The organism is Tabrizicola soli (assembly GCF_015999335.1).
In the GTDB taxonomy this organism is placed as follows: Bacteria; Pseudomonadota; Alphaproteobacteria; order Rhodobacterales; family Rhodobacteraceae; genus Tabrizicola; species Tabrizicola soli.
Genome location: NZ_JAEACP010000028.1, coordinates 15,428 through 27,128, shown reverse-complemented (window position 1 = coordinate 27,128; position 11,701 = coordinate 15,428). Strand labels below are relative to the sequence as shown.

Here is an 11,701-nt window from a genome sequence, read left to right as displayed (position 1 = left end):
CGCACGACCCTCTTGCCAAGATCATGACCCGCCGCCTGTCTGCCCCGCCTCGTCGAACTCAAAATTCGCCCGACGGAGGGCTGCGGCGACCGCCGCATCGCTCTCTGCTACGATATGCTGCGTACGAGGATCGCGGCTCCGCGCATCCTCCAAAAGACCGAGACGTTTGAGAACGTAAAACAGCATGGCGTAGCGTGTGGTAAGCGCGGCGCGCCCATCCACCATACCATAGTCCCGAGCAACCACCGCCTGCTGGCCCGCGGATAGCTTTGGGTGTGGCGTGATGACGATATCGAAGTGGTCATGCCAGAGCCGATCCTGCTCCCCGCTGGCGCCTGCGGCACCGCGCCCTCCGATATCGAGAACACGCGGCAGCAGAAAATCCTTGAATTTTCCCGTCTCGTGGCACCAGGCCCTCACATGCCAACGGAAACCATCATAGCCGAAGGCATGCGGAGAAATGCGCCGCCACACCGGATCGGGCCGCGCGGGACTCATCGACTGGTAGAGGATCTCCAGCGACGCGCCTTCGCGCAGCGCCGCCAGAATACCGCGCAGCGCCGCAGTATCGACCTTGCGGCGCGGTGTCAGTGCTATGTCGGCTTCGGGCGGGGCGGCGAGCCAGTTGGCACCCGCATCCGCAAACCCCTCCGCCGCCGAGCGCAGCCGCAAAAGCCAGGCGTCCGGGTCGGGGTCGAGGAACACTGGCCGGAACCCCGCCCCTGCGACATAGCGCCGGGCACTCTTGTCATAGAAGGCGTTGCCGGGAGCCTTTTCCTGATAAAGCGTCAGATCCTTGGACGCCTGCGGGACCGAGACGCCGAACATCTCGATCAGGTCGGCGCGATTTACACCGCCCTCCCAGAACAGGCGGAACTCGAGGAATTCCAGCCGTCGCTCGACGCTCCACTTCACATCAGTCGTCCGAATAAGAGTAAAAACTATATGGGATGCCTTGTAGGTCCCATATAGTTTTTATACATACGGACTGCAGGCTGTCAAGCCACCCGGATTCGACCGGCGGAGCTCCGACGCGCATCCTTGCCAACGGGCACATCGGCCAAACCGCGCCGTTGGTTCGCACAATGGCGACCGTTTCGCGCGAGTCGCGCAGTCGATTGCGCTGGATATGCCGGTAGATCACGCCAATCGCCAGCTGGCCGACCTGAACCAGCGTTGCCGCTTGCGCCGCGCCGCCAATCTGGCGCTTCAAGTCGAGGGCCACGACATGGCCCGCACACCCGCGGCCTGTCGGGCGGCGAACGCTTCCTCGTCTCGCTGACACTTGCACTGGCGCTGTCAAGGATGGGCGGCCAGGGAGAGCTGGCCACCACCCTGTTCATCGACGAGGGCTCCGGCTCCTTGGACACGGGCAGCCTCGATCTGGCCCTCGACGCACTGGAAAGCCTGCAATCGCGAGGTCGCCAGGTCGGCGTTATCAGCCATGTCGAGGCGATAAAAGATCGCATTCCTACCCATATCGCGGTGTGCAAGCAGGGCGGCGGCAAAAGCGTAGTCGAGACCGGCAGGACCAGTTTGGGGTGAATTTGCGCTCACGCGACTTAACTCCGGCTGCCGCATCTTATATGCTTGAAAGCCGGTCATCCCCTATTCCGCCTCCCAAGGATTCACGATCCGGATCCCGCAGTCCGCGAAGTCCCGGACGTTCCGGGTGGCTAGAGATGCCCCCGCGGCGTGGGCTATGGCGGCGATCTGGCAATCCGCCTGTGCAATGGGGCGGCCTGCCGAGCGGCGGGCGGCGGCGATTGCCGCGAATGCCTCGGCCGCAGGGCTGTCGAACGGCAGGATACGGCCAGCGAAATCCTCGCGCAGGATGCTGTCCAGCATCATCGCTATACCCGCGCGGCGTCGACCATCAGGCATCACCGCGATTCCATAGCGCAGTTCGGCCTCGGTTATGGCAGTCAGGAAAACCATGATGCCATTCTGGGCGGCAAGCCAGCGTTCGACCCGCACTTCCGGGGCGGGGCGCAACAGCTCCGAGATGACATTGGTATCGAGAATGATCACCGATCACACCTGCCCGAAAGCCGGAGGTTCGCGCAGCGGCTCGCGCGGCGGAAGGTCGAGTTCGACCCCGCCGAACTTTTCGACCCGCGCCCTGATGCGCGCCGCGAGATCGACGGGCCGGGCAGGCCGATCCACCGCATCCCGCAGAATATGGCGCACCTCGTCTTCCATCGAACGGCCATGCCTTGCGGCCCGCAGACGCAAGCCGTGCTTTACGGAGTCATCCAGATTTCGAATCGTGATGTTCGCCATGAGACCCTCCTGACCTGTCCCTTCCAGATAGGCGATGCTAGCATTGCTATCAAGGCAAACCTCCCTGATCTTCGGATTTCAGGTCCACAGAAACAACGGAAAGAACGGCCATGAATGATCAAGACCGCTCCCCCGTCACCGACGATGAGCCGATGCCGGGCAACTCATGGCGGTCTTCGCCGTCGATCCCCGCTACAACACCATGGCCGCCGCCGAACTGTGGTTGAAGATCATCCTGTCAAATCGGCGCGCAAAACTGACCCCGTATCGGCGTCCAAAATTGACCCCCTTTGCGACGTTGAGATCAGGGCCTGAGCCGACGGAACTGATCACAGAGTGGAGGCGGGTCAGGCCCTGATCGGGCTCAGGCGCGGTTTTTGAATCGCCAGGACTCGTTGCCGGTCTCGATGATCTCGCAGTGGTGGGTCAGGCGGTCGAGGAGTGCCGTGGTCATCTTGGCGTCGCCGAAGACAGTCGGCCACTCTCCGAAGGCAAGATTGGTGGTGACTATGATCGAGGTTCGTTCGTAGAGGCGGCTGATCAGGTGGAACAGGAGCTGGCCGCCGGACTGCGCGAAGGGCAGATAGCCGAGTTCGTCGAGGATGACGAAGTCGAGGCGGGTCATGTAGTCGGCCAACCGCCCCTGTTTGCCACCGCGGGTCTCGGTCTCCAGCCGGTTCACCAGATCGACGACGTTGAAGAAGCGGCCACGGGTGCCGTTACGGATCAGCGCACGGGCGATGGCAATGGCGAGGTGGGTCTTGCCGGTCCCGGTGCCGCCGATGAGAACCACGTTGCGCTGGTCGGTGACGAAGCTGCCATTGGCTAGTTCCCGGACCAAGCCCTCGTTGATCGGCGTGCCGGTGAAGTCGAACTCTTCGATGTCCTTGGCCAGCGGCAGCTTTGCCACGGTCATCTGGTAGCGGATGGATCTGGCCTGCTTCTCCGCAATCTCGGACTGCAGCAGGTCGCCGACGATGCGAGGCGGTTCGTGCTGGCGCTTGATACCTGCGGCCATCACCTCGTCATAGGCGCTGCGCATCCCGTAGAGCTTGAGGCTGCCCATCAGGTCGAGGATTTGGGTGCGTTCCATGTCGGCTGGTTCTCCTGAGGCTGTCGTAGCGGGCGCAATCGGCCACGGGCTCGTGGGTCAGGCGCAGCGCGGTGGGGGTCAGTAGAGGTGGCGGCGGGGTTGGGTCGCGTCGTCGGGCAAGGATGTTGATGACGACCGGCGCAGAATGGACACCTTGATCGACGGCCTCGCGGCAGGCGGCCTCGACGGCCTGCAGCCCGTCATCCGGCACGCAGCTCAGGATCTGCACCATCTGCCGGTCACCATCGTCGCTGCCCTTCAGCTTGCGCCGGATCGCGGTCATCGCAGGCGGGAGAACCCAGTCCCTGAACGGAGCACCATTGCGCAGCGCTCCAGGTTTGCGCGCCAGAACAGGCACATAGTGCCATGGATCATAGACAGTCTGGCCGCGGCCGAAGGCGCGGGCATGTTCACCGACGATGACGCCGTCCTGGCGAATGACGATCCGGTCGGCATAGGCATGCACCTCGACGGGCCGCCCGACCGCCGTGGCCAGCACCGAGTATTTGTTGTTGTCGAACCGCACCGTGCAGGTCTTCGATACGGAAGCCGGCACGCTGTGGAAGCCGTCGAAGGGGCCGACATAGGGCACGAGATGGGGGCGCATTCGCCATTGTGCTCGGACCAATGGCGCACAATGGCTCATCCTCGAACCTCTCCCAGATCGTCTTGTCGGCCTCTTCGGGATGGCGGTGCGCCTTGGCATAGGCCACGCATTTGTCCATCAGCCAGGCGTTCAGCTCGTCCAGGCTCTTCACTCGCAGGCGTGGCGTGAAGAACCGCTCCCGCACCAGCCCGACCTGGTTCTCGACCTGACCCTTCTCCCAGCCCGATGCCGGGGTGCAGGCGACTGGCTGGACCAAGTAGTGGCTGCACATCTGCAGGAAGCGGCGGTTGTAATGGCGTTCCTTGCCGGTGAAGACCGCCTCCACCGCCGTCTTCCCTCGCCATGGCCTTGAACCAGTGGCGGCTCATGGCTCGATGTCGTAGATCCCGCGCGTGCAGGTGCCCTTGAAGAAGGCAAAGGCCCGGTCGTGCGCGTCGAAGACCATCTCCTGGCTCTCGCGCATGTAGGCCCGGGCGAACATCATCCGGCTGTTGCAAAGCCGGACATGTGCCACCTTCACCGTCACCGTGACGCCCGAGATCAGCACGACCTCATGGCTCCAGTCGAACTGGTAAGCCTCGCCAGGTGCATAATAGAGTGGCACATAGGCTTCCGCCGTCACCGCGCCACGGCTCTGTGACCAGCTCTTCGCGAACCGGCGCACCGCATCGTAGCCGCCCTCGTATCCGAACCCGCGCAGCTCTTCGAAGATGCGGATCAGGGTCACCGTTCCCGTGAAGGCTTGCTCGCATTGGACGACAGGAATTGCTCGAGCTGTCCCTGCCATGGCCCGATCCGCGGCATCGGCTGCCGCTCCCGCCCGTAGCTGAAGTCCGTCTCGTCAGACCGCAGGATCTTCCGGACGGTATTCCGCGACACGTGCAGTTCCCGCACGATCTTCTTCACTGACCAGCCCTGGACATAGAAGGCCCGCCGGACCCGCGCGATCGTATCCACCCGCTTCAACTCCCCCTCCGTCCGCTGCCTCGCAACGGACGGTCCGACAGAACATCAGGGGGGTCAAAATTGGACGCCGATACCCCGCCTTAGGGGGTCAAAATTGCACGCCGAAACACAGGCATAGCCGATCATCTCCCGCAGAAGATCGGCGTCGGGGGCCGTCTCGACGAGGTCACGCAGGTTCATCATGTCGGTGGTCATCGGTGGAATCTCCGGTCCAGGTTGGTGTCAGCAACCAGACCCTACCGGAACATCGCCGGTGCCCACCTCTGCCAGAACCTACATCACACCCAGGGACAGCATCCACATCACACACATCCCGGAACTACTGTGTAAACAGGGTGAGCCGCATAGACAGTGGAGTCTGCGTCCGCATCGTCCGCGCGAGAGAGTATTCGCCGTTGTCCACAGGGTTGGACGACATGGAACCCGGTTGTCCACATTCTGAAGGGGTGCCCCCGTCGTCGGACAGGGTTGGCTCCTCTATCCTTCATGCATCTCCCGCAACCCCTCGATCTGCACGGGCGCCGCTGTCTCGGCGCCGGGCGATCGGGCATCATGAAGGACGCCGCATGAACCACGCAAACGCCATGCCAGATATCGCCGAGGATGAAGCGCCATCTGACCAACTGGCAGAAATTGCCATGCCTTTTCGCACGCCGGCAGGTGTCCTCTTCGCAGAAGTCATGCAGGACGGTCATAGCGAAATCTGGCCGATCAACGGCGATAAGTTTGCCGAACTGATCCAACGGCTCCAGCGCAAGGAGACCGGACAGATCTTCCCGAAGAAGGACCTCACCAGATTCATCGATACGCTGAAGGCGGAAGCCCAATTCGGTGATGTCGTGGAAGACGTCCATCTTCGCGTCGCCAGGGCTGCAGATCGCATCTATATCGACCTGTGCGACCCGGACTGGCGCGTCATCGAAATCGATGCGACCGGCTGGCGCATCCTGGAACACTCGCCGATCCGTTTTCGCCGGACCGCGGGCATGCTGCCCCTCCCCGATCCGGTTCCGAGTGGTAGCCTGGACGCCTTGTGGGACTTTTTGCGGATCGACGACCCTGGCGAGCGCCTCCTGGTTATCGCACATCTGCTCGGGACGCTGGCCGGCGTGCAGCCATTCCCCTTGCTGTACCTGTTCGGGAGCCAAGGCACCGCAAAAACGACAGCCACCGAGATTCTTGGAAGCCTGGTGGACCCGCGCGTGAGCGGCGTGCGGTCCATGCCCAAGTCGGAGCGCGACCTTTTCCTGGCGGCCCAACATGGGCACCTGCTGACTTTCGACAATGTGTCGACCATCACCCACTCCATGTCCGATGCCCTCTGCCGCCTGGCGACGGGAGCAACATTCGCGACACGAAAGAATTACTCGGATGCGGACGAGGTCTACCTCTCTGCGTGCAATCCGATCATCTGCAACGGCATTGGTCATTCCTTCGTCCGACCTGACCTGGCAGACCGGACCATCACCGTGACCCTCAGCAAGGTCCCGGACGACGAACGGCAACCACATGCGGCGGTCATGCGCGCCTTCGAAGCGGCTCGCCCTTCTCTGCTTGGGGCTCTGTGCGCGGCGCTGTCGACCGGACTCGGCCGGCAAAACAGCATCGCGCAGTCGACCCCGCTGCCGCGCATGGCCGATTTTGCGCTCTGGGGAATTGCCTGCGAGCCTGCCTATGCCAAAGAGGAGGGCGCCTTCCTCTCTGCCTACCAGCGAAACATTCGCCAGATCAACGAGGCGACCATCGATGAAGATCCGCTTGCCCCGCGGATCTGCGAGATTCTTGCCCGCCGCGACATCTGGGAGGGCACCGCGACGCGCTTGGACGAAACCCTGCGGGGAACGTCCAGCCTGCCGGTGCCGCAAGACTGGCCGCGGTCTGCCAGGCTCCTGTCGGATCACCTCCGGCGGATCGCACCGGCTCTGAGCAGGATCGGGATCAGCCTGAGGTTCGACCGCCGCGGCCATGGCCGGGAGCGCATCATTCGGCTCTGCCGGGAAGAACTGTGACCTTGGTCAGTGCGGACGATGCGGACGCAGAATGCGGAGCAGCCACAAACCAGGAGGGAGGGTCTAACAGACTATCATGCTGAAGATATCTGTTCCTCATTCGAGGAAATCGGCGAGTCATCGGGGCTGCGCAAGCTGGCGGGTTTTCTTGCTCGGCTATCGACCGCCATCTCCTGAAGGCATCATGTGGCCCGCGTCGCCATCCGACGCCACTTCTTCGGCCACCGAAACCATAGCGCAAGCCTTTATCCAGATGCGCATATTGGAGCCGACAGTCCCGGTTTCGATACGCCACGGCACCCACTCACACACTCTCTACCCGGACCTCGGCCCGTTCGCCCCCCAGCGCCGCGAAGGCGCGTTGGCGGCAGGTGAGCACCAGGATCTGCTGGTCGCGGGCCGTCCTGTGCAGGGCGTCGCACATGGCCTCGATCCGGTCGTCGTCGGAATGGACGAGGGCATCGTCGAGGATGACGGGAACGGGGCGGCCCGAGGCGGCGAAGAGGCGCGCGAAGGCGAGGCGGGTCAGGATCGCCACCTGTTCGCGGGTGCCGCCCGAGAGGATCTCCAGCGCCTCGGCCTGGCCGTCGCGGGTCAAGGTCGCGGGCAAGAGCGTGCTGTCGTCGATGCCGAGGCTCGCCCCGGGGTGGAGGATGGCAAGCAGCGGCTGCAGTTCGCGCAGCACCGGTCCGAAATAGGCGTCGCGGGCCCTGGTCCGCGCCTCGTCCAGCGCGCGGCGCAGGCGGGTCAGCGCCCGAACCTCGGCTTCATAGCGCGCGCCTCGGCCTCGGCGCGCTGGCCGGCGATTGCGGACAGGCGTTCCTCGATCCCTTCCTCGGCCAAAGCCGCGATATGGGCATTCAGGCCGGCCAGCTCCTCGCGCGCCTTCTGTTCGGTGCCGCGGGCCTGGTCGACGGCGCCTTTCGCGCGGGTCAGGCGCGCCTCGGCGGTGGCAAGGTCGGAGGCAGCGGTGCGCAAGGCGTCGAGGGCAGCTTCGGCAGCGGCCAGACTGGCGCCAAGCGCAGGTTCGCGCGCCACCGTATCCCTTGTGTTCGACGGCCTGCGCAACCGCATCGCCGTGGCGGTCGCCCCGACCATCGAGGCGCTGGCCAATGCCTTCGTGGCGCTGGCGTCCGATGGCGGGATCCTGCGGTCTGCCATCGACACGCTGATCGGCAACCTCGGGCGTCTCGCCTCCTATGCCGCAACCTTCGCCGCGGTCATGGCGGGTCGCTGGGTGGCGGGGCTCGCGGCCGCGGCGCTATCGGTGCGCGGCCTCGCCACCGCGCTCGTGTTCCTACGCGGGGCGCTGATCCGCACCGGCATCGGTGCACTGATCGTCGGCGCTGGCGAGTTGATCTACCAGTTCTCGCAGCTCGTCGCCCGGGTCGGCGGCGTGGGCGAAGCCTTCCGCCTGCTCGGCGATCTCGCTCGCGAAGTCTGGTCGCGGATCGGCCTGTCGCTCGATGCGGCACTCGCCCGCATGGCGGCCGGATGGGAAGGGCTGAAGGCGGCGGGGCTCTCGGCCCTTGAGGGCACTATCGCGGGCGTCGTCAGCTTCGGCGACCGGACGGCGGCGATGTTCCAGGGAGCCTATGACGCCGCGGTGGCGATCTGGGGCAGCCTGCCGGGGGCCATCGGTGACTTCGCGTTCCAGGCCGCAAACGGGCTGATCTCCGGCGTCGAGGCGATGCTGAACGGCGTGGTCACGCGCATCAACAACTTCATCGAGACCCTGAACGTGGCGCTGGCATTGCTGCCAGAATGGGCCACCGGCGAAGGTGGGGTGCGGATCGGCATCCTCGACCCGGTGGAACTCGGCCGCATCGGCAATCCCTTCGAGGGGGCCGCGACCGCTGCCGGTGCTGCAGCGGCGGATGCCTTTTCGGCCGCGCTGTCGCGGACCTATCTCGAGCCGCCCGATCTCGGGCTCGGAGCCATCGCCGACGATGCCCGCGCCCGGGCCGACGGCTATCGCGAGGCGGCAGGCATGCTGGCTGACGCCGCAGGTCGGCCGCTGGCCAGCTGGCAAGCGCTGAAGGATGCGGTGACCGGCACGGGGACCGAAGCCGAAACCGCGCTGGCGGATGCCGCCGCCTCGGCCGATGCCCTGACGGCCGGGCTGAACGATACTGCCACCGCCGCAGATGGCGCAGGCGGCGCTGCACGAGACGCGGGCGCCGCTGCGGCCGAGGGCGCGGACACGGCGCTTACCGGCTGGCAGGCCGTCACGGCCGCACTTGCAGACTACGCTGCAAAAGCGCGCGACATCGGCGGGGATATCGGCCAGGCGCTGGTCGGGGCCTTCACCTCGGCCGAGAACGCCATCGGCGACTTCGTGAAGTCCGGCAAGCTCGACTTCCGCGACCTGGTCACCTCCATGATCGCCGATCTGGCCAAGCTCGCGGCTCGACGTTTCATCCTCGGCCCGATTGCCAATGCGCTCTCCGGCGCGCTGAGCGGCGCGGGCGGGATTTTCGCGAACATCCTGCACGCGGGCGGCGTGGTCGGCGCCTCTGGCCCCGGACGCATGGTCCCCGCCTTGGCCTTCGCGGGCGCGCCGCGCATGCACAACGGTGGCTGGGCTGGTCTGCGTCCGGATGAGGTGCCCGCGATCCTGCAACGCGGTGAGCGCGTTCTCTCCCGGCGCGAGGCGGCAGGTTACGGCCAGGCCAGCGTCTGGACCGTCAATGTCACGATCAATGCGCGCGACGCCGAGAGCTTCCGCCAGTCGCGCACGCAGGTCGCCAGCGACATCGCCCGCGCCGTGTCGCTCGGCCGCCGCGGCATGTGAGGAACCGCCATGGCATTTCACGAGGTCCGGTTTCCAGACAACATCAGCCGCGGGGCGCGCGGTGGTCCCGAACGGCGCACCCAGATCGTCGAACTGGCAAGCGGGGCCGAGGAGCGCAATGCCAGCTGGGCCAACAGCCGCCGCCGCTATGACGTCGCCTATGGCATCCGCCGCGCCGATGATCTGGCAGCGGTCGTGGCCTTCTTCGAGGCCCGCAACGGCCGACTGCATGGCTTTCGCTTCAAGGACTGGGCCGACTTCAAGTCTTGCCTGCCGTCGCAGTCGTCAGGTCCGACCGATCAGCCCATTGGCACCGGGAACGGGGCGGCCACCCTGTTTCAGCTGACCAAGCGCTACATTTCCGGCGCGCAGACGTGGACGCGCGCGATCACCAAGCCCGTCGTCGGGACCGTCACCATCGCCCTGAACGGCACCCCGCAAGCCTCCGGCTGGTCGGTTTCCACGGCCACCGGCCTCATCACCTTCACCACTGCGCCAGCCGGGGGCGTGGCCATCACCGCGGGCTTCGAGTTCGACGTGCCCGTCCGCTTCGACACCGACGCCCTCGACGTCACCCTCGATCTCGAACGCCTCGGGTCGATCACCTCGATCCCGCTTCTGGAAATCCGCACATGAAGTCCCTGAACCCTGCGCTGCAGGCCCATCTCGACGACGGCACCACCACCCTGTCCTGGTGCTGGCGCATCACCCGCGCCGATGGTGTGACCTTCGGCTTCACCGACCACGACCGGACGCTGTCGTTCGACGGGACCGAGTTCGAACCGGAAAGCGGGCTGACGGCTTCCGAGGTGCGGTCGGGGTCGGACCTGTCGGTGGACGCGCAGGATGCCCAAGGGGTACTATCGTCGGACAGGATCACGGAGACCGACATCCTCGACGGCCGGTGGGACAATGCAGCGGTCGAGGTCTGGCGGGTGAACTGGTCGGCCCCGGCGCAGCGCGTTCTCCTGCGCCGAGGCGCCATCGGCCAGATCCGGCGCGGGCGGCTCGCGTTCGTGGCGGAGGTGCGGTCACTGGCCCATGTTCTCGGCCAGACGGTCGGGCGGACGTTTCAGGCCAGCTGCGATGCGGCGCTGGGCGATGCGCGCTGCGGCGTGAACCTCGAGGCCCCGGCCTTCGAGGGCACCGGCGCGGTGATCGATGTGCTGCGCGACCGGGCGTTCACGGCCTCCGGCCTCGGCACCTTCGCGGCGGTCTGGTTCGCCTTCGGTCTGGTCGAGTGGTCGACCGGCGCGAATGTCGGGCGGCGCGTCGAGGTGCTGTCGCATGATCTCGTTGACGGCATTGCCATCCTGACACTGCTGGAAGCCCCGGTGCGCCCGATCACGGCGACGGATACCTTCGTGGTCCGGGCAGGCTGCGACAAGCGGACCGCCACCTGCGGCGCGAAGTTCGCCAATGTCGCCAACTTCCGGGGTTTCCCGCACATTCCGGGGCAGGACGCGGTTCTGCGCTATGCCACCAAGGATGGCGGGCATGAAGGGGCGGTGCTGTGAGGGCCGCCGATTTCACCCTTGTCATCGCCGTCGCGCGATCCTGGCTCGGCACGCCGTACCACGACCAGGCCAGTTTGCGCGGGGTCGGCTGCGATTGCCTCGGCCTCGCGCGCGGCGTCTGGCGCGAGGTCGTCGGGCCGGAACCATTCCCGATCCCGCCCTACAGCCGGGACTGGGGCGAGACCGGCCCGCGCGAGGTGCTGGCTGACGGGGCGCGACGGATGATGCCCGAGGTTTCCGTGCCGTCGGGACCAGGTTCGTTGATCCTCTTCCGGTTGATCCCGCGCGCCATCGCCAAGCATGTGGGCATCCTCACCGGCCCCGACACCTTCCTCCACGCCTATGAACGGCTGGGCGTCATCGAGGAACCGCTGACGCCTGCTTGGCGGCGGCGTATAGCCTTCGCCTTCCTCTTCCCCGCACGCTGAGATT

Annotated in this window: 13 protein-coding genes and 2 pseudogenes; 6 read left to right on the top strand and 9 right to left on the bottom strand. The window is 65.7% G+C overall.

Annotated elements, in window-relative coordinates; genetic code table 11:
- Window positions 1-21 precede the first annotated feature (21 nt).
- Window positions 22-915, bottom strand: coding sequence for a BrxR family helix-turn-helix transcriptional regulator (locus I7S92_RS20685; RefSeq protein ID WP_197647407.1), 894 nt, complete (start codon window positions 913-915; stop codon window positions 22-24).
- A 1-nt stretch (window position 916) separates the two neighbouring features.
- Complete coding sequence (locus I7S92_RS20680; protein ID WP_197647422.1) at window positions 917-1,225, bottom strand: hypothetical protein; 309 nt, start codon at window positions 1,223-1,225, stop codon at window positions 917-919.
- On the opposite strand from I7S92_RS20680, the gene I7S92_RS20675 reads away from it, so the two are divergent.
- Entirely contained in the window at window positions 1,177-1,545 is a 369-nt protein-coding gene (locus I7S92_RS20675; RefSeq protein ID WP_197647406.1) for an SbcC/MukB-like Walker B domain-containing protein, read from the top strand. The two genes, I7S92_RS20680 and I7S92_RS20675, sit on opposite strands and share 49 nt — an antisense overlap.
- Before the next feature lie 63 nt (window positions 1,546-1,608).
- Here the strand turns inward: I7S92_RS20675 and I7S92_RS20670 are convergent, their stop codons facing one another.
- The 5 genes and pseudogenes from I7S92_RS20670 to I7S92_RS20650 all read right to left on the bottom strand — a co-directional run bounded on the left by I7S92_RS20670 (window position 1,609) and on the right by I7S92_RS20650 (window position 5,144).
- Complete coding sequence (locus tag I7S92_RS20670) at window positions 1,609-2,031, bottom strand: type II toxin-antitoxin system VapC family toxin (protein WP_197647405.1); 423 nt, start codon at window positions 2,029-2,031, stop codon at window positions 1,609-1,611.
- 3 nt (window positions 2,032-2,034) lie between these two features.
- Entirely contained in the window at window positions 2,035-2,283 is a 249-nt protein-coding gene (locus I7S92_RS20665) for a FitA-like ribbon-helix-helix domain-containing protein (protein WP_197647404.1), read from the bottom strand.
- 364 nt (window positions 2,284-2,647) lie between these two features.
- On the bottom strand, window positions 2,648-3,376 hold the full coding sequence (gene istB, locus I7S92_RS20660) for an IS21-like element helper ATPase IstB (protein WP_197647403.1): 729 nt from the start codon (window positions 3,374-3,376) through the stop codon (window positions 2,648-2,650).
- A pseudogene (gene istA / locus I7S92_RS20655) lies at window positions 3,309-4,949 on the bottom strand (IS21 family transposase). Before istA ends, istB begins: the two are co-directional and overlap by 68 nt.
- 54 nt (window positions 4,950-5,003) lie before the next feature.
- Window positions 5,004-5,144 carry a hypothetical protein gene (locus I7S92_RS20650; RefSeq protein WP_197647402.1) on the bottom strand — a complete coding sequence of 47 codons (141 nt, stop codon included), beginning with the start codon at window positions 5,142-5,144 and terminating at the stop codon, window positions 5,004-5,006.
- A gap of 371 nt (window positions 5,145-5,515) precedes the next feature.
- Between I7S92_RS20650 and I7S92_RS20645 the strand changes: the two genes are divergently transcribed.
- A complete protein-coding gene (locus I7S92_RS20645; RefSeq protein ID WP_197647401.1) occupies window positions 5,516-6,958 on the top strand; it encodes an AICE element replication initiation protein in 1,443 nt (480 codons plus the stop codon).
- A gap of 304 nt (window positions 6,959-7,262) precedes the next feature.
- On the opposite strand, the gene I7S92_RS20640 is transcribed toward I7S92_RS20645, so the two are convergent.
- Window positions 7,263-7,643 carry an ATP-binding protein gene (locus I7S92_RS20640; RefSeq protein WP_197647400.1) on the bottom strand — a complete coding sequence of 127 codons (381 nt, stop codon included), beginning with the start codon at window positions 7,641-7,643 and terminating at the stop codon, window positions 7,263-7,265.
- A gap of 62 nt (window positions 7,644-7,705) precedes the next feature.
- Window positions 7,706-7,996 carry a hypothetical protein gene (locus I7S92_RS20635; RefSeq protein WP_197647421.1) on the bottom strand — a complete coding sequence of 97 codons (291 nt, stop codon included), beginning with the start codon at window positions 7,994-7,996 and terminating at the stop codon, window positions 7,706-7,708.
- 1 nt (window position 7,997) lies between these two features.
- Here I7S92_RS20635 and I7S92_RS20630 point away from each other — a divergent pair.
- From I7S92_RS20630 to I7S92_RS20615, 4 genes and pseudogenes are all read left to right on the top strand, one after another.
- A pseudogene (locus tag I7S92_RS20630) lies at window positions 7,998-9,752 on the top strand (phage tail tape measure C-terminal domain-containing protein); the annotation flags it as partial.
- A 9-nt stretch (window positions 9,753-9,761) separates the two neighbouring features.
- Window positions 9,762-10,388, top strand: coding sequence for a DUF2460 domain-containing protein (locus I7S92_RS20625; protein ID WP_197647399.1), 627 nt, complete (start codon window positions 9,762-9,764; stop codon window positions 10,386-10,388).
- Window positions 10,385-11,269 (top strand): phage/gene transfer agent baseplate hub protein, encoded by an 885-nt coding sequence (locus I7S92_RS20620; RefSeq protein ID WP_197647398.1) that lies wholly within the window; start codon window positions 10,385-10,387, stop codon window positions 11,267-11,269. Before I7S92_RS20625 ends, I7S92_RS20620 begins: the two co-directional genes overlap by 4 nt.
- Window positions 11,266-11,697, top strand: coding sequence for a C40 family peptidase (locus I7S92_RS20615; protein WP_197647397.1), 432 nt, complete (start codon window positions 11,266-11,268; stop codon window positions 11,695-11,697). Before I7S92_RS20620 ends, I7S92_RS20615 begins: the two co-directional genes overlap by 4 nt.
- Window positions 11,698-11,701: the final 4 nt, after the last annotated feature.